Here is a 24888-nt window from a genome sequence, read left to right as displayed (position 1 = left end):
CGGTGTCGAAATGAGCAGGAACTACATCTTTCTCTTCCTGTTCAGCCTGATGATGACGGCGTCGGGACTGGCCTCTATGCCGCCGCTCGACCGCGACGAGCCGCGCTTCGTCCAGGCGACCAAGCAGATGACGGAGACCGGCGACTATGTCGACATCCGCTTCCAGGACGCGTCGCGCTACCAGAAGCCGATCGGCATCTACTGGCTGCAATCGGCGGCGGTGACGCTGAGCGGCCAGGGGGCACAGGCGCCGATCTGGATCTACCGGCTGATCTCGGCGCTGGGCATCGCCATCGCCGTCGTCGCAATCGCCTGGACCGGGGCCAATCTGTTCGGCGCCAATGCCGGTCTTGCCGCCGGCCTGGTCATGGCGGCGATTTTCGCCACCGCCTTCGAAGGCCGCGACGCCAAGACCGACGCGATGCTGCTTGCCTGCTGCGTTCTGGCGCAAGGCGCGCTGGCGCAGATTTATCTGGCATCGCGCCGCGACGAGCCGGTCGCCGGCCATCTGCCGTGGATTTTCTGGGCGGCGCAGGGGGCGGCGATCCTCATCAAGGGGCCGATTGCACCGCTGCTGTCGGCGCTGACGGTGCTCACGCTGGTTGCCTTCGAGCGCGATTGGCGCTGGCTGGCAAAGCTGAAAGCGGCGCGAGGGCTGGCTCTGGTTCTGCTCATCGTGCTGCCCTGGCTCGCCCTTATCACCTGGAAGAGCAACGGCGCCTTCCTGCAGCAGGCCGTCGGCAAGGATATGCTCGGCAAGGTCGCGCAAGGCGAGGAGTCGCACGGCGTTCCGCCGGGCTTCTACGTGCTGACCTATTGCCTGTTCATGTGGCCGTTCGGCCTTGTGGCGCTCGGCGCCGGACTGCAGGCGCTCAACCGATTGCGCGACGATCCGCGCCTGCGTTTCTGCCTCGCCTGGTACATTCCGTTCTGGCTGGTCTTCGAATTGATCCCGACGAAACTGCCGCATTATGTGCTGCCGGCCTATCCCGGCATGGCCCTGCTCATCGGCTGGCTTTTGACGCTGACACCGCAAGAGGCAAATGCGCCGCTCAGGCGCTGGCAGACATGGCTGTGGTGGGCGACCGCATTCGGCACCGTTCTGGTGACAGTCGGTCTCGCCGTGCTTTGCGTCGGTGCGCCGATCTATCTCATGAAGACATTTTTATGGTGGAGCGTTCCGGCCGCCGCGGCAGCATTGGGCGCCGGCTACCTCGCTGTTTCGCGCCAGACGCTGGTGCCGCTGGTCCGCATCGGCGGGGCTGCGGTTTGCGCCGGTATAACCTACGCCCTGCTGTTCGGTGTCACCGTGCCGTCACTGAAACCGATTTGGATGAGCCGGGAAATCGAGGCGGCGGTTCGCGCCTATCGTCCCTGTGAGATGAGCGTGCTCGCCTCCGCGCAATATCACGAACCGAGCCTGGTATTTCTGGTGGGCACAAAGACGGTACTGACCGATGTCGACGGGGTTGCGCAACATCTGCTTGGCGATCCGGCCTGCGCGCTGGGCCTGGCGCCGGTCGGCGATCAAAAACGGCTGGATGACCTTCTGGCAGGGCAAGGCAAGAAGGCCAGCCGCGTCGCCGAGATCGACGGCATCAACTATTCGTCAGGTGATAAATTGTCGCTCGGCCTGTACCGTGTGGCGAACTGATATCTCTTCGATGATCGCGCCGAGCTCCGCATGTTGACGAAGTCGCCATCACCGGCGCGTGCCGCTATGCCTGCCATGCTCCGGCAGTCTGTCGATAATTTCCGCGATACTTTCGGGATTGTACGGCATCGCCTGGCGACGCGCCCGGCGCGCTACCCGAAAATCCTGTGGTCGGTCTGGGTGGTGGCCTGGCTTTTGCTGACGGTCGCGGTGTCGCTCCGTTTCGACCATCTTGCGGGCACCATGGCGAGGCAGTGGGCTTCAGGCTCGACCAATGTCTTTCGCATCGCCGCGTTTTTTACCTTCTTCGGCCTAGGCGGCTGGTATCTTGTCCCGTCGGTACTGGTGCTGATTGCGGCGAATCTGGCGGATTGGCGCAGCCTTTCCCGGCGCGCGCGGATGACCTTCTACAACTGGACCTGCTTTGCTTTCATGGTGCTGGGTTCGATCGCACTCTCGGCCATGGTCGTCAACGTGCTGAAATATGGCGTGGGCAGAGCCAGGCCGATGAATTTCGACAAGCTCGGCGATCTGTCGCTGCATCCTTTTTCCTTGGAGGCGCGCTTTGCCAGCTTCCCGTCCGGCCATGCCACGACCATGGGCGTCATTTTCGGCATTGCACTGCTGTTGTTGCCCCAGCGCAGATGGGTGCTGCTGGCTGCAACCTTGTCGGTCGCATCGACCCGGATCTTTATCGGCGCGCACTATCCGAGCGACACTGTCGCCGGCTTCGGCCTTGGCTGTGCTGTTGCCATCGTTTGCGCGATGGTGCTTGGCCGGCTGGGATGTATCTTCCGCTACACGGCGTCGGGGTTGCCGGTGGCAAAAACTACGTTCCGCCTATTCCGTCGGGCTCGCAAACCAAACCAAAACGATGCGCCGAGACAAGACGAATTTCCGCATTGGAGCAGCGCCGGCAAGCAACTGAATTGCTGACGCCTTTGGAACCATCTAAGACCACCCCAGCTAGCTGTCGATGCCACCCCAGCTCCGCACCAGCCGAGCCATGTCAGGCGCGCTGGCGGCTTCCTTCTCCAGCCCTTCGGCGACACCGACGCGGTCGGCGACAGGCCGGTTCTGGCTGACTTTCCACTTGCCGCTGATTTCGGCGATCTCGATCTCAAGCCCGACAATGCCCTTGATTTGCGACTGGATGAAGGTCGGCGGCGCATCGGTCACCGCCCAGGGTGCCTCGCGGGCGCCTTCCTGCGACAGCGTCAGCTCGGTGATCTGCTGTGCGATCCAGGCGGAATCCTCGATCACTCTGACGGTTCCTCGCACCTGGACAATGGCGTAGTTCCAGGTCGGCACGACCTTGCCGGTCTCGCGCTTGGTCTCGTACCAGGACGGCGTCACGTAGGCGTCGGCGCCCTGGAAGACGACCAGCACCGGCGATGTCGGATTGTCGGCCAGCTGACGCCATTGCGGGTTGGCCCTGGCCAGATGGGCGCGCAGCCGGCCATTCGGCCCAACCTCTGCATCAAGCAGGAAGGGAATGGCATTGGCGACCGGGCCATCGGTGCCGTTGGAGATCAGCAACCCCAGCGGATGCGTCCGGATCAGCCCGTGCAGGACGTCCGGCCGCGTTTCCTGGAAATGGGGAGGCTGGTACATGATCGGTCATGCTCTTCCGCTGGCTGAACCGGCATTGTGCACCGTTCAGCCGAGCCGCGCCACATGTCAGGCGGGCTTCACCGTTTGGATCAGCCGAAATGGCATTGTCGCGCCCGTCATGGGCACGACTGTGCACGGCATCGGACCGGGAGTTTTTGCTTTGACGCAATTCCGGACGGAAAACCCGTTACACTTTTCCTGGAATTGCTCTTAGCGCAGCCGCTTCGGCCGCGGATCGGACAATTCGCCGGCCAGCCGCCGGTCGAGATAGTCGGCGCATTCCTCGAGCAGCAGATCGGCGTCGTTGGCGAAGAAGTGGTTGGCGCCGGGCAAGGTCTTCTGCGTGATTGTGATGCCCTTTTGCGTGTGCAGCTTGTCGACCAGGCCCTGCACATCCTTGGGCGGCGCCACCTTGTCGGCATCGCCATGGATGATCAGACCCGATGACGGGCAGGGCGCCAGGAAGGAGAAATCATAGGTGTTGGGCTGCGGCGCGATCGAGATGAAGCCCTCGATCTCGGGCCGGCGCATCAGAAGCTGCATGCCGATCCAGGAGCCGAAGGAATAACCGGCCACCCAGCAGCTCTTGGAATCCGGATGCAGCGACTGCACCCAGTCGAGCGCTGCGGCGGCATCCGACAATTCGCCGGTGCCGTGGTCGAATTCGCCCTGGCTGCGGCCGATGCCGCGGAAGTTGAAGCGAAGCGTGGTGAAATCGCGCTTCTGGAACATGTAGAAGAGGTCATAGACGATCTTGTTGTTCATCGTGCCGCCGAATTGCGGATGCGGATGCAACACGATGGCTATCGGCGCGCTCTTCTCCTTGGAAGGCTGGTAGCGGCCCTCCAGGCGGCCGGCCGGACCGGTGAAAATGACCTCAGGCATGAACTACTCCAAATGGCATACGAATGCGCGGCGCCCGGAACAACTCTTTACTCTAGCCCCAGCCCTTCCGGGCCTTGACGCAGGGCAAGCGTCTTCTTAGAAGCTAGTTTAGAATTGTTCAAAACTGGATAGCCAGCCGTGACGGCCCGGCCATCCTCGCCGCAAGCCGCGTAAATAGGACGTCTTGCCTTGCAATTTCAAGGAAATAACGCGCTATCCTTGCGGAAAGGGTCTTGACGGGATCGATTGGGTGAAAATGGCCGCAGCACGCGCCTATCTCGACTACAATGCCAGCGCGCCGCTCATTACCGAGGCGCGCGAGGCGATGATTGCCGCGCTCGATCTCGTCGCCAATCCGTCGTCGGTGCATGCCGAGGGGCGCGCGGCGCGGCGCCTGATCGACACTGCCCGGCGCGATGTGGCGGCACTTGTCGGCGCCAAGGCCGAGCATGTCGTCTTCACCTCGGGCGCGACGGAAGCCGCATCGACGCTGCTGACGCCGGATTGGCGGATGGGCCGTGGCACGGTGCGCATGAGCCGGCTCTATGTGTGCGAGGCCGACCACCCTTGCCTGTTGAACGGCGGCCGCTTCCCGGCAACACAGGTTTCGCGGATCGGCGTCGACGCCGATGGCATTGCCGACCTCGCTCAGCTGACAGCCGCTCTGGCCGCGCATGACAAGGCCGAAGGCCTGCCGTTGGTCGCGATCCATGCGGCCAACAACGAGACCGGCGTCATCCAGCCGATCGAGGCAATCGCTGCAATCGTCAAGGCGGCGGGCGGCATTCTGGTGGTCGACGCGGTGCAGGCTGCGGGCCGTGGTCCCATCGATATGTCAGCGGCTTACGCCGACTATTTGATTCTGTCTTCGCACAAGATCGGCGGCCCCAAGGGTGTCGGCGCCGTCGTTGCGGCAGCCGATCTGATGATGCCGAAGCCGCTGATCAATGGCGGCGGCCAGGAAAAGGGCCATCGCGGCGGCACCGAAAACCTGGCGGCCATCGCCGGCTTTGGCGCCGCGGCGCGGCAGGCTTTGGCTGGACTGAACCATGTCGATACGCTCGCGCACCGGCGCGGCGAGGTCGAAACCATCATCAAAACACTGGTGCCGGACGCAGAAATCTTCGGAACCGGCGCGCCAAGGCTTGCCAATACGACATTCTTCGCTATTCCCGGCATCAAGGCCGAGACGGCGCAGATCGCTTTCGATCTGGCTGGCGTTGCGCTGTCGGCGGGATCGGCCTGTTCGTCGGGCATGGTCGGGCCGAGCCATGTGCTGAAAGCCATGGGTTACGGCGACAGCCTGGGCGCTTTGCGCGTGTCCATCGGCCACGCAACGAGTGCCGGGGATATCGAACTGTTCCGTGCTGCGCTGGCCGGTATTGCCCAGCGCCGGGCGGGCAGGGAACAAGCCGCCTGAGGCGGCGACAAAGAATTCAGGCCTCGCGGCCTGGTAGAGCCGTGCGTTTGCAAGTGGCCGGGTGAATTCCCGGCCGAGACGCACTATATGAAACTTACGCCGCCTTCGGCGCCTCATGGGCAGCCCTCGGCGATGCCATAGTTTGAAAACTGTCGGGCCTTGACCCCGGCGTGGATGGAGAACGCTTATGCCTGCTGTGCAGGACACGATCGATCGGGTCCGAAAGATCGACGTCGACCAGTACAAATACGGATTCCAGACAGAGATCGCGATGGACAAGGCCCCCAAGGGCCTGAGCGAAGACATTATTCGCTTCATCTCGGCCAAGAAGGATGAACCGTCCTGGATGCTGGAATGGCGTCTGGAAGCCTATCGGCGCTGGCTGACGCTGGAAGAGCCGACCTGGGCGCGCGTCCATTATCCGAAGATCGACTTTCAGGACCTCTATTACTACGCGGCGCCCAAGAGCACGCCCGGCCCGACCTCGCTGAGGGACGTCGATCCCGAGCTGTTGAAGGTCTACGAGAAGCTCGGCATTCCGCTGCGGGAACAAGAAATCCTCGCTGGCGTGCAGAAGACCGACGTCTCCGATCTCGAGGAGCCCAGCGACAATGTCTACAAATCGGGCCGTGTCGCGGTCGACGCGGTGTTTGATTCCGTTTCCGTCGTCACCACGTTCAAGAAGGAACTGGCGCATGCCGGCGTCATCTTCTGCTCGATCTCGGAAGCCATCCGCGAGCATCCGGAGCTGGTGCAGAAATATCTCGGCTCGGTCGTGCCGACATCCGACAATTTCTACGCCACGCTGAATTCGGCTGTCTTCACCGACGGCTCGTTCGTCTTCGTGCCCAAGGGCGTGCGCTGCCCGATGGAGCTGTCGACCTATTTCCGCATGAACGAGAAGAACACCGGCCAGTTCGAGCGCACGCTGATCATCGCCGAGGAGGGGGCTTACGTCTCCTATCTCGAAGGCTGCACGGCGCCGCAGCGCGACGAGAACCAGCTGCATGCCGCCGTCGTCGAACTGGTGGCGCTCGACGATGCCGAGATCAAATATTCGACGGTGCAGAACTGGTACCCCGGCGATGCCGAGGGCAAGGGCGGCATCTACAATTTCGTCACCAAGCGCGGCGACTGCCGCGGCCACCGTTCGAAGATCTCGTGGACGCAGGTCGAGACCGGTTCGGCGATCACCTGGAAATATCCGAGCTGCATCCTGCGCGGCGATGATTCCTCCGGCGAGTTCTATTCGATCGCCGTGTCGAACGGCTACCAGCAGGTCGACAGCGGCACCAAGATGATCCATCTCGGCAAGAACACGTCGAGCCGCATCATCTCCAAGGGCATCGCCGCCGGCTTCTCGCAGAACACTTATCGCGGCCAGGTCTCGGCGCACCGCAAGGCGACCAACGCCCGCAACTTCACCAATTGCGATAGTCTCCTGATCGGCGACCAGTGCGGCGCGCACACCGTGCCCTACATGGAAGCCAAGAATTCGACGGCGCAGTTCGAGCATGAGGCGACGACCTCGAAGATTTCCGAGGACCAGAAGTTCTACGTCATGCAGCGCGGCATCCCGGAAGAGGAGGCGATCGCGCTGATCGTCAACGGCTTCGTCAAGGATGTCATCCAGCAATTGCCGATGGAGTTCGCGGTCGAAGCGCAGAAGCTGATCGGCATCAGCCTTGAGGGTAGCGTGGGGTGACAAAGACGCGCAAACGCAACTCTGGAGAAGAGCACGTTTATCTGCGGGATCGGATGGACAGCTGGTTTGGCGGTCTAGAGCTTGCGTTTTTGTTATGTGCGATGGGCGTTGCGCTGCTCGTCGCGGCCTATTCGCCGGATGGCTTTTGGCAGGGACTTTGGGAAGCCCTGATGCAGATGTGGAATAACTGGGCGTAGGCGCTCGGATGGGCACCTAAGAGGATTATTTTCAGAGAAAAGAACGATGCCTAGTTCGATGAAACGCAATCAGAAACTGATCGCCCTTGGGCTTGCCTGCTGGACGGCGGTCGCTGTGCTGGCTGGATACCTTGTCTGGCAAAAGCCGGAAACTCTGACGGTCGATGATGTGGGGCCTATTCATCAGTTCAAGGTCAGGATCAACTAAGATTTAGAGACGCAACGACCGCCGTATCGTTAGGTTAGTTAGAAAGAATAAAGAATGCTTGAGATCAAGAACCTGCATGCCCGCATCGTCGATGACGGCACCGAGATCATCCGCGGCCTGAACCTGACGGTGAAAAACGGCGAGGTCGCCGCCATTATGGGCCCGAACGGCTCGGGCAAATCGACGCTGTCCTATATCCTCGCCGGCCGCGAGGACTATGAGGTCACCGAAGGCGACATCCTCTATAACGGCCAGTCGATCCTCGAAATGGATCCGGCCGAGCGCGCCACCGCGGGCATCTTCCTCGCCTTCCAGTATCCGATGGAGATACCGGGTGTCGCGACCATGGAATTCCTGAAGGTGGCGATGAACGAGCAGCGCAAGGCGCGCGGCGAGGAGCCGCTAAAAATTCCGGAATTTTTGAAGCGGGTGAAAGAGGCGGCAGCCTCGCTCAACATGGACATGGCGATGCTGAAGCGGCCGCTCAATGTCGGCTTTTCCGGCGGCGAGAAGAAGCGGGCCGAGATCCTGCAGATGAAGCTGCTGGAGCCAAAGCTCTGCGTGCTCGACGAGACCGATTCGGGCCTAGACATCGATGCGCTGAAGATCGTCTCGGACGGCGTCAACGCGCTGCGTTCGCCCGACCGTGCCATCATCGTCATCACCCACTACCAGCGCCTGCTCGAGCACATCGTGCCGGATAGCGTGCATGTGCTTTACAAGGGCCAGGTGATCAAGTCCGGCGACAAGTCGCTGGCGCTCGATCTCGAAGCCAATGGCTATGCCGGCGTGATCGGCGAAGCCGCGTGAGATGCCAGGTCATTTTGTACCAAAAGACAGGGCCAAGCTTATGAACATGCATTCGACACCCCAGCGCACCCAGGCTGAAACGGCGTTGATCGACGCTTTCGGCGAGCGGCTGTCGCTGCTGCCGGGCGACGGTGCGGTGATGCTGAAGCGCGACGACGCCATCGAGGTGATCAAGCACGGCCTGCCGACGCGGCGCATCGAATCCTGGCATTACACTGACCTGCGCCGGCTGTTGACCGCGGTGCCGGCATTCGATCCGACGGCCGCCGCCAAAACGCTAACGCCCATCGTCGAAGGTTCCGCCGTGCTGGCGGTTCTGAACGGCGTCTCGAGTGCGAAATTCCCCGCGATCGAGGGCGTGACGATCCAGCGCCTGTCGGAAAAGCTGACCGACGGCTCGATTGCACCCGGCCTCGACCCCTATGGCAGCGATGACGCCATCGGCGCGCTGAACACTGCTTTCGTCGCCGACGGCTATTTCGTCGACATCGCCGATGGCGCAGCACTGGAAAAGCCGATCGAATTGCAGAACCTGCAAGCCGGCGGACAGACCCATGTGCGCTTTCCCGTGCGTGTCGGCGCCGGCGCCAAGGCTGCGATCGTCGAGCGTCAGGCGGGCGAGGGCGCGGCTCTGGCCAGCTCCGTCAGCCAGCTGGTGTTGGGCGAGGGCGCCGAGGTGACCTGGCTGATCATCCAGGAACAGCCGGAAACGGCCACCCATCTGGCGCAGTTCAAGGCGCATCTCGGCAAGAATTCGAAGCTGACGCTGTTCTTCATGAATGCCGGCGGCAAGCTTGTGCGCCAGGAGATCGTGGTGAAGACCACGGGCGAAGGCGCCGATTTCAAATTGCGCGGCATCAACCTTCTGGCCGGCGACACCCACACCGACGTGACCATGGTGCTCGACCATGCCGTGCCGCATACGACATCGACGGAAGTGATCCGCAATGTGGTGACCGGCAAGGCGCGCGGCGTCTTCCAGGGCCGCATCAACGTCCACCAATACGCGCAGAAGACCAACGCCAAGATGGCCTGCAACACGCTGCTTTTGTCGGATGATGGCGAGTTCTCGACCAAGCCGGAGCTGGAAATCTTCGCCGACGACGTCATCTGCGGCCACGGCGCGACCGTTACCGAGATCGACCACAACCATCTGTTCTACCTGATGGCGCGCGGCATCGACGAGAAGAGCGCCCGCGGCTTGCTGGTGAAGGCGTTCGTGGCCGAAGTGATCGAGGAACTGGACGACGAAACCATCGTCGAGGCCCTGGAAACAAGGCTGGACGACTGGTTCGTGGCGCACGGGTAAGCGCCTCTTTCCCTTCTCCCCTTGTGGGGTCCGAAGGACGGGCGAGGCAAGTGACTCACCCCGGGCGGTGGCCGAGCGAAGCTCGGTCGGATGAGGGGTGCGTGACGAAGTGAGGCGGTGCCTCAAGAGAGCTTGTAATGGACCAGAAGATCGAAACAGCCCCATACGACGTCGAGGCGATCCGCCGCGACTTCCCGATCCTGTCGCGCGAAGTCTACGGCAAACCGCTCGTCTATCTCGACAATGGCGCCTCGGCGCAGAAGCCGCAGGTGGTGCTGGATACGATCCAGCACGCCTATTCCCAGGAATACGCCAACGTCCATCGCGGCCTGCATTTCCTGTCCAATGCCGCAACCGACGCCTATGAGAAGGCGCGCGAGGCGGTGCGTCGCTTCCTCAACGCGCCAAGCACCGACAACATCGTCTTCACCTCCAACACGACAGCCGCCATCAACACCGTCGCTTACGGCTATGGCATGCCCAATATCGGCGCGGGCGACGAGATCGTGCTGTCGATCATGGAGCACCACTCCAACATCGTGCCGTGGCATTTCATCCGGGAACGGCAGGGCGCCAAGCTGGTCTGGGTGCCGGTCGACGATCTCGGCATCTTCCACATCGAGGAATTCGAAAAGCGCCTGACCGACAAGACCAAGCTCGTCGCCATCACGCATATGTCGAACGCGCTGGGCACGGTAACCCCGATCAAGGAGATCGTGCGCATCGCGCATTCGCGTGGAATTCCCGTACTTGTCGACGGCAGCCAGAGCGCCGTGCACATGCCGATCGACGTCCAGGACCTCGATTGCGATTTCTTCGTCTTCACCGGCCACAAGGTCTACGGGCCCTCCGGCATCGGCGTGCTCTACGGCAAGAAGGATATTCTCTCGGCCATGCGCCCTTTCATGGGCGGCGGCGAGATGATCGAGGAAGTGACGGAAGACGTCGTCACCTACAACGAGCCGCCGCACCGCTTCGAGGCCGGCACGCCGCCGATCGTCCAGGCGATCGGGCTGGGTGCAGCATTGGAATACATGGAAAAGATCGGCCGCGAGCGCATCGCCGCGCACGAGGCCGACCTCAAGACCTACGCGCACGAGCGGCTGCGCGCCATCAACTCGCTGCGCATCTTCGGCGACGCGCCGGACAAGGGCGCCATCATTTCCTTCGAGTTGCAGGGCATTCATGCCCATGACGTGTCGATGGTGATAGACAGGCAGGGTGTTGCCGTCCGCGCGGGCACCCATTGCGCCCAGCCGCTGTTGAAACGCTTTGGCGTAACCTCCACATGCAGGGCATCGTTCGGCATGTATAATACCAGGGCCGAAGTCGACGCTTTGGCCGATGCGCTGGAAAAAGCGCGCAAGTTCTTCGGGTGACAGGTTCTTTGGATGACGACCATGGATGATGCGAGCCACACCACCGCGCCGGAAGCAGCCATCAATCCGCTGGTTTCCGCCTCGGCCATTCCCGCCGACGAGCTGGCGCGGCTGACCGACGACATCGTCTCGGCGCTGAAGACGGTCTACGACCCGGAAATCCCCGCCGACATCTACGAGCTCGGCCTCATCTACAAGATCGACATCGAGGACAACCGCGCGGTCAAGATCGACATGACGCTGACCGCACCCGGCTGTCCGGTGGCCGGCGAAATGCCAGGCTGGGTGGAAAACGCCGTCGGCGCCGTCGAAGGCGTCTCCGGCGTCGAGGTCAACATGACCTTCGACCCGCCCTGGTCGCCCGACCGCATGTCGGAAGAGGCGCAGGTGGCGGTGGGCTGGTACTAGGTTGACTGAGGTTGGTGCACTTGCACCAGTGGTAAAACTTCACCATTTTAGGTGAGGAATCATTCGGCAGGCCTTGAACCTGCATGGAATGGAAGAGGAAAAAGAATGGGACGTTTCGCCGTCATCACGATGACCGAAAAGGCCGCCGACCGGGTGCGCGAGATCGTCGCCACGCGCGACAATGCGCATGGCATTCGCCTCGGCATCAAGAAGGGCGGTTGCGCCGGCATGGAATATACGGTGGACCTGGTGACCGAGCCCAACACCAAGGACGACCATATCGAACGCGACGGCGCGCATGTCTATGTCGCGCCCGAGGCTGCCCTTTTCCTGTTCGGCACCGAGATGGATTTCGAGCAGACGACGCTGCGCACCGGCTTCACCTTCCACAACCCGAACCAGAGTTCGGCCTGTGGCTGCGGCGAATCCGTCGAACTGAAGCCCGCCGACCTGAAGGCGCTGGCTGAGGCGCGCGCTTCGGCCTGATCTTCCTTCTCCCCGTTCACGGGGAGGTGAGGAATGGTCCGCGCAGCGGGCGAAAAGCCAATTGCTTGGCTTTTCGAATGACGAACGGCCCGAAGGGCCGGGTGAGGGGCAGCGCCAACCATCGGAAGTCGCGCTCCGAGCCCTCACTTCACCCACATCTTCGTCCGCTTGTGCCAGTCGGCGATCGATTCCTCGGGATAGACGTCGAACGCCTTGTCCTTTTTGCCGATCACCGGCTCGACCCAACTCGCCTTGTATTTCAACATCAGATGCACCTTCTCCGGCGGCTTCGGCAACTCGCTGTCGATTGCCGAGGCGAACGGGTGCACCAGTTCCGGCCAGGTCGGATCGTAGAGCCAGAGCGCCGAACCGCACTTCTTGCAGAAATTGCGCTCGCCGGTCGAAATCTCGCAGTTTGGATGCTCGTCGTCCGCGATCTCGGCCTGGTAGACGCCGAGATTGCGCTTGCCCTTGATTTTCAGCGTCTTGTAATCGGCGCCGAGATTGATGGCGAAGCCGCCGCCGCCCTGCTGCTTGCGGCAGATCGAGCAGTAGCACAGCATGAACGGCACCGGCGTGTTGCTCTCCACCTCGAAATGGACGGCATCGCAGCGGCAGGATCCCTTGAGCAGCAGCGGCATGACAGAACTCCGACGGATGGCTCTCAACTTGCCAGCATGGTTTTTGGTTGCAGCTGTGGCAAGCCCGGTGACATGATTGCGGCATGGACAATGAACGCATCGAAGAACTGTTCGAAGGCCTCGGCCCGGTCAGTATCCGAAAACTGTTCGGCGGCAAGGGTATCTATTTCGACGGCGTCATCGTCGCTATCGTGCTGCGCGGCGAATTGCTGCTCAAGGCTGACGAGCAAAGCGCGCCCGACTTCGAAGCCGCCGGCTGCAAGCAATGGACCTATACCGGCACCCGCCACGGCAAGCTGGTCGCGATGCCGTACTGGAGCATTCCCGACGACGCGTTTGATGATCCTGACGAGATGAGGGTGTGGGCGCGTCGGGCTTATGAGGCGGGACGAAGGGCGGGGAAGTGAACCGGGACCGCCGCGTTTCTTCCCACCCCCCTCTGTCCTGCCGGACATCTCCCCCGCAAGGGGGGAGATCAGTTGTCACATTGGCCTTCGCCAATCACCAACGTTGAAAATGGGAGCCTGCGGCTAAGCTGTTAATCTCCCTCCTTGCGGGGGAGATGGCCGGCAGGCCAGAGGGGGGTGCTGTCCCGCCGACGTAGGCGATCCTACAGCGCCTTCGCAATCCTCGCCGCCAACCGCGCATTGTTCTCGACCAGCGCGATGTTGGTCTTCAAGCTCCGGCCGCCGGTCAGGTCGAGGATTTTGCCCAGCAGGAACGGCGTCACCGCCTTACCGGTCACATTCTGCGCCTCGGCCGCCTTCTGCGCGGCCTCGATATAGCCGGCCATCTCGTCGGCCGGGATTTCATCGTCCTGCGGCACCGGGTTGGCGATCAGCATGCCGCCGACCAGGCCAAGTGCCGCCCTGGTCTTGTAGAAATGCGCGATCTCTTCCGGTCTGTGCAGGGTCAGCGGCGCGCGGAACGGGGAATGCCGCGACCAGAAGGCCGGCATCGTCTCGCAGCCATGGCCAATCACCGGCACGCCGCGCGTCTCCAGCACTTCCAGCGTCTTTTCGATGTCGAGGATCGCCTTGGCGCCGGCCGAGACGACGATGACCGGCGTGCGCGCCAACTCGTCGAGATCGGCCGAGATGTCGAAGCTCTTTTCCGCGCCCTTGTGGACGCCGCCAATGCCGCCGGTGGCGAACACCTTGATCCCGACCATGTCGGCCGCGATCATGGTGGCGGCGACCGTGGTGCCGCCGGTGCGGCCTTGCGCCACCGCAAAGCCGAGATCGGCGCGCGACAGCTTCATGGCGTCGCCGGTCATCGCCAGCGACTCGCGCTCGCCGTCGGACAGCCCGATCTTGATGCGGCCGGCAACCACGGCGATCGTCGCCGGCACCGCGCCATTGTCGAGGATGATCTTTTCGACATTGGCGGCCATGGCGCCATTGTCGGGGTAAGGCATGCCATGGGTGATGATGGTGCTTTCCAGCGCCACGACGGGGCGGCCAGCGGCGAGCGCCTCGGCCACGGGCGCGTGGATGTCGATGAAGGGGCGGGCGCTTTGCGGTGTCATGATGGTCTCCGATCCGGAGATCCGCGCGTCCGCTTGGACGTCGCGCTCCGGCAATGGCAATTGGCCGCCCTCATGCCATTTCCTGTGCGTCGGGCACAAGAGCCAGTGCCTCGGTGAAGGTCGCGGCGGTGAAGGCCGGCACGGCATCCGAACTTTCGATGGCGAGCGTCGCCGCGGCAACGCCTTCGCGGAGGGCCTGGCGCAATGCCAGGCCGCGCAGCAGGGCAGCGATGGTGGCGCCGGCCAGCGCGTCGCCGGCGCCGGTGACGTCGGCGACTTTTCTCGGCGCCGGCGGCAGGATAGAGAAGGCGCCGGCTTCGTCGAATCCCAGCACCAGGCCGTCGCCCGCCGTCACCACGCCACTGGTGAGGCCGCTGCAGCGCAGTCCGTCGACGGTCTCGCGCTCGGTGGCATTGGCATCGACGCCGGCCAGCACCATGGCCTCGCGCCGGTTCATGAAGACCTGTGCGAGTTCCTTCAGCACCGGTATCAGCCGCACCACCTTGGCCGGCGAAATGGCGATGGCGAACACCGGCTTGCCGGCGGCGACCCCCACCAGCCGCTCCAGCGCCGTTGATGGCAGATTGGCGTCGCAGAGCACCGCATCGACCTCGGCGACCACCTCGCGCACCTTGGAGCGGCGGATCTGCTTGGGGAACGCCAAATCGTAGAGCGCCATGTCGGCAAAGCCGGTGATCAGCTCGCCATCCCTGTCGATCAGCGCGGTGTAGCTCGGCGTCGTGCGGTCGAGGAAAACCGCCGACAGGTCGGCAATGCCGGAGTCGGCGATGGCGCGCGCAACCGTCTCGGCCGAGGCATCGCCGCCGCGCACCGACAAAAGCGAGGCCGAGACGCCGCGCCGCACCAGGCTGCGCAGCGCGTTGAAGACGCCGCCGCCGACATCCTCGCGCATCGTGCCGGGGTTGGACGCCGCGGGCACGTACGTGCCCGACACCTGGCCGCGGCGATCGATATGGGCGCCGCCCACCGCCAGTATCTTTGCTGATTTCACCATGCCGGCGATATGACCTTTGTTTTTCGAACCGGACAAGCGCTAGGCTGTGCGACGGAGCTTCGCAGGCGAGCCGGCGATTCGGCCGATCGAAACAGCCGGAGCATCTGGCCCAATGGTGGATACATCCGGAAACGAAACCATGAGACAAAAAAAGAACAGATCCGGATAAAGATTGCTTTTCAGATATTTGACCCCTCTTGCCAAACGAGAACAAAAGTAGTACAAAATGGGCAGGGATTACGGATTGTCCGGCCTTCATTGACGACCAAGGGGTGATGTATCATGGCTCAGAATTCTTTGCGGCTTGTAGAGGACAAAGCGGTGGACAAATCAAAGGCTCTGGACGCGGCGCTGTCGCAAATCGAGCGCGCCTTCGGCAAGGGCTCGATCATGCGGCTTGGCGCCAACGAGCAGGTCGTCGAGATCGAAACCGTGCCGACCGGATCGCTGGGCCTCGACATCGCGCTTGGCGTCGGCGGCCTGCCGCGCGGCCGTATCGTCGAGATCTACGGGCCGGAAAGCTCGGGCAAGACGACACTGGCGCTGCACACAGTTGCCGAAGCCCAGAAGAAAGGCGGTATCTGCGCCTTCGTCGATGCCGAGCACGCACTCGATCCGGTCTATGCCCGCAAGCTCGGCGTCGATCTGGAAAACCTCTTGATCTCGCAGCCGGACACCGGCGAGCAGGCGCTGGAAATATGCGACACGCTGGTGCGTTCAGGCGCCATCGACGTGCTGGTCGTCGATTCGGTGGCGGCGCTGACGCCGCGCGCCGAAATCGAAGGCGAGATGGGCGATTCTCTGCCCGGTCTTCAGGCGCGTCTGATGAGCCAGGCGCTGCGCAAGCTGACCGCCTCGATCTCGCGCTCCAACACCATGGTCATCTTCATCAACCAGATCCGCATGAAGATCGGCGTCATGTTCGGTTCGCCCGAAACCACGACCGGCGGCAACGCGCTGAAATTCTACGCTTCGGTGCGCCTCGACATCCGCCGCATCGGCTCGGTCAAGGACCGCGACGAGGTCGTCGGCAACCAGACCCGGGTCAAGGTGGTCAAGAACAAGCTGGCGCCGCCCTTCAAGGTGGTCGAGTTCGACATCATGTATGGCGAGGGCGTCTCCAAGACCGGCGAACTGGTCGATCTCGGCGTCAAGGCCGGCGTGGTCGAGAAGTCCGGCGCCTGGTTCTCCTACAATTCGCAGCGTCTCGGCCAAGGTCGCGAAAACGCCAAACTGTTCCTGCGCGACAATCCCGACACGGCGCGCGAGATCGAACTTGCGCTGCGGCAGAATGCCGGGCTGATCGCCGAGAAATTTCTTGAAAATGGCGGCCCCGAGCGCGGCGAAAGCGACGACGGCTTCGAGGAAGAATCCGGCGCTATGTAGGGCACGGCCATAAATCCGGTCTATTACCCGATGCTTAAGTAACCGAGTTCTTTAGTATTGCGTTTCAAACCGCCGGCCTTCGCGCCGGCGGTTTTCGTTTTTGGGGAGCGTGAAGCCGGCTTGGCAGTTGCCGGGATGGCCCAATTCCGTGTTTCTGGACAGGGTGGGGCGTGCCCGCTAAAAGGCCAAGTCAATCTTCTAAAAAAGCAGAGACCAGTGTCCGCCGGCCGTGCCGGCGGTTTTCGCGAAAAGGCAGCAGTCATGAGTGGCGTGAACGAGATCCGGTCGACATTCCTCGACTATTTCCGCAAGGAGGGCCACGAGGTCGTGGCCTCGAGCCCGCTGGTGCCGCGCAACGACCCGACGCTGATGTTCACCAATGCTGGCATGGTGCAGTTCAAGAACGTCTTCACCGGCCTGGAGAAGCGGTCCTATTCGCGTGCCACCACTGCGCAGAAAAGCGTGCGCGCCGGCGGCAAGCACAACGACCTCGACAATGTCGGCTACACCGCGCGCCATCTGACCTTCTTCGAAATGCTCGGCAATTTCTCCTTCGGCGACTATTTCAAGGAGCGCGCCATCGAACTGGCCTGGAACCTGATCACCAAGGAGTTCGGGCTGAACAAGGACAAGCTGCTGGTCACCGTCTATCACACCGATGACGAGGCGGCCGGCTTCTGGAAGAAGATCGCCGGTTTCTCCGATGACCGCATCATCCGCATCCCGACCTCCGACAATTTCTGGGCTATGGGCGACACCGGACCGTGCGGGCCGTGCTCGGAAATCTTCATCGACCGTGGCGAGCACATCTGGGGCGGCCCTCCCGGCAGCCCGGAGGAGGACGGCGACCGCTTCCTTGAATTCTGGAACCTGGTGTTCATGCAATATGAGCAGGTCACCAAGGATGAGCGCATCGACCTGCCGCGGCCGTCGATCGACACCGGCATGGGCCTGGAGCGCATGGCCTCCATCCTGCAAGGGGTGGAGAGCGTCTTCGAGACCGACCTGTTCCGTCATCTGATCGATGCGGCCTCGTCGGCGCTCGGGCAGGGACCCGACAAGGAGACGGTTGCCTCCTTCCGCGTCATTGCCGATCATCTGCGCTCGTCCTCTTTCCTGGTTGCCGACGGCGTGCTGCCGTCGAACGAAGGCCGCGGCTATGTGCTGCGCCGCATCATGCGCCGCGCCATGCGCCATGCGCAGTTGCTCGGCGCCAAGGAGCCGTTGATGTGGAAGCTGGTGCCGGCGCTAGTGCGTGAGATGGGCCAGGCCTATCCCGAACTGCTGCGCGGCGAACAGCTGATTACCGAGACGCTGAAGCTCGAAGAGACCAGGTTCCGCAAGACGCTGGTGCGCGGCCTCGGCCTGCTCTCGGAGGCGACGGATACGCTGCACGCCGGCGATATGCTGGATGGCGAGACGGCGTTCAAGCTCTATGACACGTACGGCTTCCCGCTCGATCTGACGCAGGACGCACTGCGCCAGCGCAACATCTCGGTCGACCTTGCCGGCTTCACCCATGCGATGGAGCAGCAGAAGGCCGAAGCGCGCAAGCATTGGGCTGGCTCCGGCGACGCGGCCACCGAGACCATCTGGTTTTCTGTACGCGAGAAGGCCGGCGCCACCGAATTCCTCGGCTACGAGACCGAACAGGCGGAAGGCCTCATCCAGGCCCTGGTCAAGGACGGCAAGACAGTCGATAGCGCCGGCAAGGGCGACGTGGTGGCGGTGGTCGTCAACCAGACGCCGTTCTATGGCGAGTCGGGCGGCCAGATGGGCGACACCGGCATCATCTCCGGCGAAGGTTTCTCGATCGAGGTTTCCGACACGCAGAAAAAGGCCGACGGCCTGTTCGTGCATCTGGGCAAGGTGACGAACGGCACGGTCAAGCCAGGTGCAGCCGTCGAGCTGAAGGTTGACCATGCGCGCCGCACCCGGCTGCGTGCCAACCATTCGGCAACGCATCTGATCCATGAGGCGCTGCGCGAGGTGCTGGGCACCCATGTCGCGCAGAAAGGATCGCTGGTCGCGCCCGAGCGCCTGCGCTTCGACATCTCGCACAACAAGCCGATCTCGGCCGAAGATCTCGAAGAGGTCGAGCGCATGGCCAACGAAATCGTCGTCCAGAACAGCCCGGTGACGACGCGGCTGATGTCGGTCGACGACGCCATCGCCGAAGGCGCCATGGCGCTGTTCGGCGAAAAATACGGCGACGAGGTGCGTGTCGTCTCGATGGGCACCGGCGTGCATGGCGCCAAGGCCAATAGACCCTATTCCGTCGAACTTTGTGGCGGCACCCATGTCCGGGCGACCGGCGATATCGGCCTGGTCCGTGTCGTCTCCGACAGCGCAGTCGCCGCCGGCGTGCGCCGCATCGAGGCGCTGACCGGCGAAGCCGCACGAAAATATCTCGACGAGCAGGACAGGCGCCTGAAGGCGACGGCGGCTGTGCTGAAGATCTCGCCGGCCGACGTGCCGGCGCGTGTCGAGACGCTGCTCGAGGAGCGCAAGAAGCTCGAGAAGGAGCTGAGCGAAGCGCGCAAGAAACTCGCGCTGGGCGGTGGTGCCGCGGCCGATGCTCCGGCCACCACCGAAACCGTCGCCGGTATCGGCTTCCTCGGCAAAGCGGTTTCCGGCGTGTCGCCGAAGGATTTGAAGCCGCTGGCCGATGCCGGCAAGACTTCGCTCGGCTCAGGCGTCGTCGTCTTCGTCGGTGCGGGCGAAGACAACAAGGCAAGCGTCGTGGTCGCCGTGACGGACGATCTCGTCGGCCGCTTCAGCGCTGTCGATCTTGTGCGCGTTGCCTCGGCCGCATTGGGCGGGCAGGGCGGTGGCGGACGGCCCGACATGGCGCAAGCCGGCGGCCCGGACGCCTCGAAGGCCAATGATGCGATCGCCGCGGTGAGGGCGGCGCTGGAGGCAGCCTGAAAGCCACCCTATGTCGTATCTGGTTCGTGTGCGGCTTTCCGGCCTTCGCCGCCGTGCTTGCCATTCTGTGGCTGATAGTGGCAAGCCGGCAATCAGCTCTTAGACGGTCCGTCTAGCTAGTCCAGTTCTTTTCGCCGCCTTCAGGGCGCGCGTCATTCTGCTGGAATCGCCCCAGGTGGACAGCCAGATCAGCACGTCCGTGGCGATCGAAATCAGCGACCGTAAAAAGTTCAGCGCCGGGCCGGGCGATTTCAGCTGCTCTTCGGCGTGATGGAGATGGGCGAGCTCTTCCTCGCGGATCGCCAGGATGATGCCTTGCAAGTCGTGGTCGCGATTGGCGAGGAAAAACAGCTGATCGTCCAGATGGCGATGCACCGCCGCTTCAACCGCCGCCGTGCAGGCCCAGATGCCTTGCGGACCGAGCAGGGCGGTGACAGAACCCAGCAGCCAGCCACCCCAGCTCCAGAATTGCATCACCCGGCACGGTCGCGCCTTCCGCGCCGGCATGGCGGCACGGAAGGCGGCGCAATGCGTGCGCTCGTGCCCGAGCATCTCCGACAAGGATGGCACGCAATCCGGCCAGAAGCGCCTGGCGACAAGAATCTGCGCCGAATAGATCCTGATCGCACCGAACTCACCGGCGTGGTTGACCCTGACAATTCTGGCGATGGTGAGCGCGTCCTGGCGAGATGGGTCAGCCATGGCCCGAACCCATATCAGCCCGCCGCCAGGCTCGGACGTTTTGCGATGCCGTCCCACCAGGCCTGGATGTCGGCGAACGCCGCAAGCAGCTTTTGCCCGTCGGCGACCTTGACGAAATAGGCGATGATGGATGCCGCATGCAGGTCGGCCAGCGTCAGCTGGTCGCCGAGCAGCCACGGCCCGGGAGGCTTGAGTGCGGTGAGCACCCGCAGCACCGTTTCCGCCTGGCGCAGCCCGTTGGCGACCAGTGCCTCGTCTGGCGCTTCCTTCTCAAGCCGCTCGACGGCGACGTCCCAGACCATCGATCTGTAGGCATAGGCGTCGAGCATGCCGATGATCTGGTTCATCGTTGCGCGGGTGCGGGCGTCTTTTGGCTGCAGTGCCGGGCCGTCGAACGCCTCGTCGACATAGCGGGCGATTGCGCTGGTTTCGAACAGGCGAAACCCGTCATGCTCGACGGCCGGAATGCGGCCGAAAGGGTGATGCTCGAAGTACCAGGCGGGAGTGCCCTCGGCGGCAAAGACATCGACCGGCACAAGGTCGTAGTCGATGCCTTTTTCCGCCAGCACGAGGCGGACGATGCGCACATAGACGCTGTAGTCCGCCCCGTAGACGACCGGCTTGGCCATGGCTGCCGGCTTACGCCATCGCCTTCTGCAAATTCTCGTCGATCTTGTCGAGGAAGCCGGTGGTCGACAGCCATGGTTGGTCGGGACCGATCAAGAGCGACAGGTCCTTGGTCATGAAGCCGCTCTCAACCGTCTGGATGCAGACCTTCTCCAGCGTGTCGGCAAATCGCTTCAACTCGGCATTATCGTCGAGCTTGGCGCGGTGGGCGAGGCCGCGCGTCCAGGCGAAGATCGAGGCGATCGAATTGGTCGAGGTTTCCTCGCCCTTCTGGTGCTGGCGATAGTGGCGCGTCACGGTGCCGTGCGCGGCCTCCGCTTCCACCGTCTTGCCGTCCGGCGTCATCAGCACGGAGGTCATCAGGCCAAGCGAGCCAAAACCTTGCGCCACCGTGTCGGACTGGACGTCGCCGTCATAATTCTTGCAGGCCCAGACGTAGCCGCCAGACCATTTCAGGGCGGAGGCCACCATGTCGTCGATCAGCCGGTGCTCGTACCACAGCTTCTTCGCCTTGAACTCGGCCTCGAATTCAGCCTCGTAGACCTCCTGGAAAATGTCCTTGAAGCGGCCATCATAGGCTTTGAGGATGGTGTTCTTGGTCGAGAGATAAACCGGATAATTGCGCAGCAGGCCGTAATTCAGCGAGGCGCGGGCGAATTCGCGGATGGAGTCGTCGAGATTGTACATCGCCATGGCAACACCGGCGCCGGGTGCGTCGTACACGTCGTGCTCGATCACCTTGCCGTCCTCGCCGACGAACTTGATGGTCAGCTTGCCCTTGCCGGGGAAGCGGAAGTCGGTGGCGCGATACTGGTCGCCGAAGGCATGACGGCCGACGATGATCGGCTTGGTCCATCCCGGCACGAGACGCGGCACGTTCTTCATGATGATCGGTTCGCGGAAAATGGTACCGCCGAGAATGTTACGGATGGTGCCGTTGGGCGACTTCCACATCTTCTTCAGCTTGAATTCCTCGACGCGCTGCTCGTCGGGCGTGATCGTCGCGCATTTCACACCGACGCCCCATTTCTTGATGGCATTGGCCGAATCGATGGTCACCTGGTCGTTGGTGGCGTCGCGGTGCTCGACGCCGAGGTCGTAATATTCGAGCTTCAGGTCGAGATAAGGGTGAATCAGCTTGTCCTTGATGAACTGCCAGATGATGCGGGTCATCTCGTCGCCGTCGAGCTCGACGACCGGGTTCGCCACCTTGATCTTCGCCATGAAAAGAATGCCTCGCTTTTGGGGAACTAAACGGCCTTGCCCGCATGGCTTCGGCCGGGGATGCGGAGCGTATATCAAAGCCTATTTGGCCGCGCAAACGCCGATCCGTGCAGAATGGGTCGTCTGTGCCGCGACCGGTGTTTTGCAAAAGCTTCATTTTGCCGAGCGGATGTGGCAGGGAACGCTGAAATGCCGCAAACAGCAGTTCATTGAGATCATGTCCGCCGTCGATCATCCTGAAATCGCATCCGCCGCCGGGCCGGCGATCATCCTGGTCGAGCCGCAGCTCGGCGAGAATATCGGCATGGTTGCGCGCGCCATGGCCAATTTCGGCCTTGCCGAACTGAGACTGGTCAACCCGCGTGACGGCTGGCCGAGCGAGAAGGCGCGCGCCGCCGCCAGCCGCGCCGACCATGTCATCGATGCCGTAACAGTGTTCGGCGACCTGGCGTCCGCCGTCGCCGACCTCAACTTCGTCTTCGCCACCACGGCGCGGGAGCGCGACGGCTTCAAACCCGTGCGTGGTCCGGTCGAAGCGGGCAGGGCGCTGAGGGCGCGTCAGATGGCCGGCCTGCGCACCGGCATCTTGTTCGGCCGCGAGCGTTTTGGGCTCTACAATGACGAGGTCGGGCTGGCCGACGAGATCGTCACCTTCCCGGTGGATCCCGGCTTTTCGTCGCTCAACATCGCCCAGGCCGTGCTGTTGATGTCCTATGAATGGATGAAGTCGGGCCTGGAAGACGAGACGGCGACCAATTTCTCCAGCCCTGAAATGAAGCCGGCAAGCAAGGAAGAGTTGCACGGGCTGTTTGCCTATCTCGAAGGCGCGCTCGAAGCGCGCGGCTATTTCCGCCCGGCGCCCAAGAAACCCAAGATGGTCGACAATCTGCGCGCCGTCTTGACGCGCGCCGGTTTCGCCGAGCCGGAACTGAAAGTGCTGCGTGGCATCATCTCGTCGCTCGACCGGTTTTCGCCGGCCATGCCGCGCGGTGACGGCTCGCCGGGAGACGATCCAAGGCGTTTGCCGGCCGCTGCGCGAAAACGCCAGGCAGACAAAGAAGATTAGAAATCGCTAAGCTTCGAACGGCTGAACTAACCGAATTTTATTTGCCTCTCGTCCATTGTTGTCAAAACGGTGGGGTGGCAAATGTTCACGTCCAAAATCGGCCGTATGCGCTTCTTCTTCTATTCGCTCGGCGTAGCCCTGCTCGAGGCCGTTCTTGCCGTGCTGTGCATCGTTGGCACGATCGGCTTTGAGGGGCTGGTCAACTCGGCGCCCGGTCCATCGCGGCAAGGCATGGCAGGCGCGGTTCTGGTCGTTTCCCTCCTGGCCGTGGTCATGCGTGCCAACATCGCCTGGCGACGCAGCCGCGACGCCAACGGCAAAGCCTGGATCCTGTGGTCCTACATCGTGTTCTGCGCCATCTACGCCTTTCTGCAGGCAGGCACGCTGCTGGTCATCGATTTCAAGAACCCGGAAAGCACGTCCAGCGGTTTGAACCTGCTGGCGCTGTCGATCTTTGGCCTTTGGTGCACGATCCTGGTGGCTAAGCCGGTGGCGGGCATCAATATCGACGAACTGACATCGGTTTTCGATTTCGATGGCGATACGCCCATGCCTGCGGGATCCGGTCGGATGGCCAGCAGCATGGCACAGTCTTCCATGCGCAACGCCACACCGGCCACGCGCTCGGTGCCGTCCGCCCAGCCTAAGGGCCGCCCGAGGCCCGCCGGCTTCGGCAAGCGCGGGCTCTAGCCCGAGGCAAGGTCGTCTTCGCCGGCTTTGCATAGAACTTGCTGACATTCGCCACTTCAAGACCATGATGGTTGCAGATAGAAGAACGGCATTGGCCAATGACCGCCAAGCCTTCTGATCCAGCCTCTTTCATGGTCCGATATCAATGAGCCACCGTCCGATCCTGATGTTCGATTCCGGCGTTGGCGGATTGACCGTGCTGCGCGAAGCGCGCGTGCTGATGCCCGACCGGCGCTTCGTCTACGTCGCCGATGACAAGGCCTTTCCCTACGGCGCGTGGGAAGAGCCGGCGCTGCAGGCCCATATAGTCGAGCTCTTCGCCAAGCTGCTCGACCGTTTTGATCCGGAAATTTCGGTCGTCGCCTGCAATACCGCTTCGACGCTGGTGATCGATGCCTTGCGGGAAAAATTCCCTGGCCATCCCTTTGTCGGCACGGTGCCGGCAATCAAGCCGGCTGCCGAGCGCACCCGGTCCGGGCTGGTCTCGGTGCTGGCGACGCCGGGCACGGTGAAGCGCCAGTACACGCGCGACCTGATCGGCAAATGGGCGCAGAAATGCCATGTCCGGCTGGTCGGCAGCAACAATCTCGCCGGACTGGCCGAGGCCTACATGCGCGAGGGCTTTGTCGACGAGGAGGCCGTGCGTGCCGAGATCGCACCGTGTTTTGTCCAGCATGACGATTTGCGCACGGACATCGTCGTGCTCGCCTGCACGCACTATCCGTTCCTGGCCAATCGCATGCGCAAGACCGCGCCCTGGCCGGTCGACTGGATCGACCCGGCCGAGGCGATTGCGCGGCGCGCTCTGTCGCTGCTTCCGGCTGTCGACGGGCCATTGCCGCAAAGCGAGCCCGACATCGCCGTCTTTACCTCGGGAAAGGCGGACTTCGCCATCAGCCGGCTGATGCAGGGTTTTGGATTGAGCGCACGCTAATGCATGTCGCCCAAAAGTGCGCAGCGGTTTTGGGACAAGGACATGCATAAAAACAAAAAAACTAAAGCGCGT

At 62.7% G+C, this 24888-nt stretch carries 25 protein-coding genes; 17 read left to right on the top strand and 8 right to left on the bottom strand.

Features of this window, described 5'->3' with window-relative positions; all coding sequences use genetic code 11:
- Positions 1-10 precede the first annotated feature (10 nt).
- Both NKJ58_RS03760 and NKJ58_RS03755 read left to right on the top strand, forming a co-directional pair.
- Positions 11-1654, top strand: coding sequence for an ArnT family glycosyltransferase (locus tag NKJ58_RS03760; RefSeq protein ID WP_352852784.1), 1644 nt, complete (start codon positions 11-13; stop codon positions 1652-1654).
- Between the two features lie 66 nt (positions 1655-1720).
- Entirely contained in the window at positions 1721-2590 is an 870-nt protein-coding gene (locus NKJ58_RS03755; RefSeq protein WP_352852783.1) for a phosphatase PAP2 family protein, read from the top strand.
- Between the two features lie 30 nt (positions 2591-2620).
- Here the strand turns inward: NKJ58_RS03755 and NKJ58_RS03750 are convergent, their stop codons facing one another.
- On the bottom strand, positions 2621-3268 hold the full coding sequence (locus tag NKJ58_RS03750) for an FMN-binding negative transcriptional regulator (RefSeq protein WP_023690215.1): 648 nt from the start codon (positions 3266-3268) through the stop codon (positions 2621-2623).
- A 210-nt stretch (positions 3269-3478) separates the two neighbouring features.
- Positions 3479-4153 carry an alpha/beta hydrolase gene (locus NKJ58_RS03745; RefSeq protein ID WP_023669128.1) on the bottom strand — a complete coding sequence of 225 codons (675 nt, stop codon included), beginning with the start codon at positions 4151-4153 and terminating at the stop codon, positions 3479-3481.
- Between the two features lie 256 nt (positions 4154-4409).
- Between NKJ58_RS03745 and NKJ58_RS03740 the strand changes: the two genes are divergently transcribed.
- From NKJ58_RS03740 to sufA, 9 genes are all read left to right on the top strand, one after another.
- The gene (locus tag NKJ58_RS03740; RefSeq protein WP_352852782.1) at positions 4410-5573 is read left to right on the top strand and encodes a cysteine desulfurase family protein; all 1164 of its coding nucleotides are present in this window, start codon (positions 4410-4412) and stop codon (positions 5571-5573) included.
- A gap of 187 nt (positions 5574-5760) precedes the next feature.
- The gene (gene sufB / locus NKJ58_RS03735) at positions 5761-7278 is read left to right on the top strand and encodes a Fe-S cluster assembly protein SufB (RefSeq protein WP_352852781.1); all 1518 of its coding nucleotides are present in this window, start codon (positions 5761-5763) and stop codon (positions 7276-7278) included.
- Positions 7275-7475, top strand: coding sequence for a hypothetical protein (locus NKJ58_RS03730; protein WP_352518848.1), 201 nt, complete (start codon positions 7275-7277; stop codon positions 7473-7475). Before sufB ends, NKJ58_RS03730 begins: the two co-directional genes overlap by 4 nt.
- A gap of 58 nt (positions 7476-7533) precedes the next feature.
- Positions 7534-7683, top strand: a complete 150-nt coding sequence (locus NKJ58_RS03725; protein WP_352518847.1) for a hypothetical protein — start codon at positions 7534-7536, stop codon at positions 7681-7683.
- A 54-nt stretch (positions 7684-7737) separates the two neighbouring features.
- Positions 7738-8493 (top strand): Fe-S cluster assembly ATPase SufC, encoded by a 756-nt coding sequence (gene sufC, locus NKJ58_RS03720; RefSeq protein ID WP_023748559.1) that lies wholly within the window; start codon positions 7738-7740, stop codon positions 8491-8493.
- 40 nt (positions 8494-8533) lie between these two features.
- Positions 8534-9802, top strand: coding sequence for a Fe-S cluster assembly protein SufD (gene sufD, locus NKJ58_RS03715; RefSeq protein WP_352852780.1), 1269 nt, complete (start codon positions 8534-8536; stop codon positions 9800-9802).
- Between the two features lie 137 nt (positions 9803-9939).
- Positions 9940-11181 carry a cysteine desulfurase gene (locus NKJ58_RS03710; RefSeq protein WP_352518845.1) on the top strand — a complete coding sequence of 414 codons (1242 nt, stop codon included), beginning with the start codon at positions 9940-9942 and terminating at the stop codon, positions 11179-11181.
- A gap of 21 nt (positions 11182-11202) precedes the next feature.
- Positions 11203-11589: an SUF system Fe-S cluster assembly protein gene (locus NKJ58_RS03705; protein ID WP_023709315.1), complete on the top strand. Its 387-nt coding sequence runs from the start codon at positions 11203-11205 to the stop codon at positions 11587-11589.
- A gap of 105 nt (positions 11590-11694) precedes the next feature.
- Positions 11695-12075: a Fe-S cluster assembly scaffold SufA gene (sufA, locus tag NKJ58_RS03700; protein WP_013532156.1), complete on the top strand. Its 381-nt coding sequence runs from the start codon at positions 11695-11697 to the stop codon at positions 12073-12075.
- Positions 12076-12218: 143 nt separating this feature from the next.
- Here sufA and NKJ58_RS03695 read toward each other — a convergent pair whose 3' ends face one another.
- Positions 12219-12716, bottom strand: coding sequence for a GFA family protein (locus tag NKJ58_RS03695; protein WP_352518844.1), 498 nt, complete (start codon positions 12714-12716; stop codon positions 12219-12221).
- An 83-nt stretch (positions 12717-12799) separates the two neighbouring features.
- Here NKJ58_RS03695 and NKJ58_RS03690 point away from each other — a divergent pair, with 83 nt between their 5' ends.
- A complete protein-coding gene (locus NKJ58_RS03690; RefSeq protein WP_023669120.1) occupies positions 12800-13123 on the top strand; it encodes a TfoX/Sxy family protein in 324 nt (107 codons plus the stop codon).
- 203 nt (positions 13124-13326) lie between these two features.
- On the opposite strand, the gene NKJ58_RS03685 is transcribed toward NKJ58_RS03690, so the two are convergent.
- The gene (locus tag NKJ58_RS03685) at positions 13327-14244 is read right to left on the bottom strand and encodes a pseudouridine-5'-phosphate glycosidase (RefSeq protein ID WP_023834174.1); all 918 of its coding nucleotides are present in this window, start codon (positions 14242-14244) and stop codon (positions 13327-13329) included.
- 70 nt (positions 14245-14314) lie between these two features.
- Positions 14315-15259, bottom strand: a complete 945-nt coding sequence (locus NKJ58_RS03680; protein WP_352560700.1) for a carbohydrate kinase family protein — start codon at positions 15257-15259, stop codon at positions 14315-14317.
- 282 nt (positions 15260-15541) lie between these two features.
- Between NKJ58_RS03680 and recA the strand changes: the two genes are divergently transcribed.
- Both recA and alaS read left to right on the top strand, forming a co-directional pair.
- Positions 15542-16645 carry a recombinase RecA gene (recA, locus tag NKJ58_RS03675; RefSeq protein WP_023669117.1) on the top strand — a complete coding sequence of 368 codons (1104 nt, stop codon included), beginning with the start codon at positions 15542-15544 and terminating at the stop codon, positions 16643-16645.
- Positions 16646-16906: 261 nt separating this feature from the next.
- On the top strand, positions 16907-19573 hold the full coding sequence (gene alaS / locus NKJ58_RS03670) for an alanine--tRNA ligase (protein WP_352511283.1): 2667 nt from the start codon (positions 16907-16909) through the stop codon (positions 19571-19573).
- A gap of 99 nt (positions 19574-19672) precedes the next feature.
- Here alaS and NKJ58_RS03665 read toward each other — a convergent pair whose 3' ends face one another.
- The 3 genes from NKJ58_RS03665 to NKJ58_RS03655 are packed head-to-tail and all read right to left on the bottom strand — an operon-like array spanning position 19673 to position 22126.
- Positions 19673-20275 carry a demethoxyubiquinone hydroxylase family protein gene (locus NKJ58_RS03665; RefSeq protein ID WP_352518842.1) on the bottom strand — a complete coding sequence of 201 codons (603 nt, stop codon included), beginning with the start codon at positions 20273-20275 and terminating at the stop codon, positions 19673-19675.
- A 14-nt stretch (positions 20276-20289) separates the two neighbouring features.
- Complete coding sequence (locus NKJ58_RS03660) at positions 20290-20904, bottom strand: glutathione S-transferase family protein (protein ID WP_023684871.1); 615 nt, start codon at positions 20902-20904, stop codon at positions 20290-20292.
- A gap of 10 nt (positions 20905-20914) precedes the next feature.
- The gene (locus NKJ58_RS03655; protein WP_023669114.1) at positions 20915-22126 is read right to left on the bottom strand and encodes an NADP-dependent isocitrate dehydrogenase; all 1212 of its coding nucleotides are present in this window, start codon (positions 22124-22126) and stop codon (positions 20915-20917) included.
- Positions 22127-22343: 217 nt separating this feature from the next.
- Between NKJ58_RS03655 and NKJ58_RS03650 the strand changes: the two genes are divergently transcribed.
- From NKJ58_RS03650 to murI, 3 genes are all read left to right on the top strand, one after another.
- Positions 22344-23192 carry an RNA methyltransferase gene (locus NKJ58_RS03650; RefSeq protein WP_023684872.1) on the top strand — a complete coding sequence of 283 codons (849 nt, stop codon included), beginning with the start codon at positions 22344-22346 and terminating at the stop codon, positions 23190-23192.
- 81 nt (positions 23193-23273) lie between these two features.
- A complete protein-coding gene (locus NKJ58_RS03645) occupies positions 23274-23882 on the top strand; it encodes a DUF805 domain-containing protein (RefSeq protein WP_023822398.1) in 609 nt (202 codons plus the stop codon).
- 145 nt (positions 23883-24027) lie between these two features.
- Positions 24028-24816: a glutamate racemase gene (gene murI, locus NKJ58_RS03640; RefSeq protein WP_023684874.1), complete on the top strand. Its 789-nt coding sequence runs from the start codon at positions 24028-24030 to the stop codon at positions 24814-24816.
- The last annotated feature ends 72 nt before the right edge of the window (positions 24817-24888 follow it).

Source organism: Mesorhizobium sp. M0139, from assembly GCF_040322455.1.
GTDB lineage: Bacteria > Pseudomonadota > Alphaproteobacteria > Rhizobiales > Rhizobiaceae > Mesorhizobium.
Note: the sequence above shows the minus strand (reverse complement) of the source record. Positions and strands in the feature narration are given on the sequence as shown.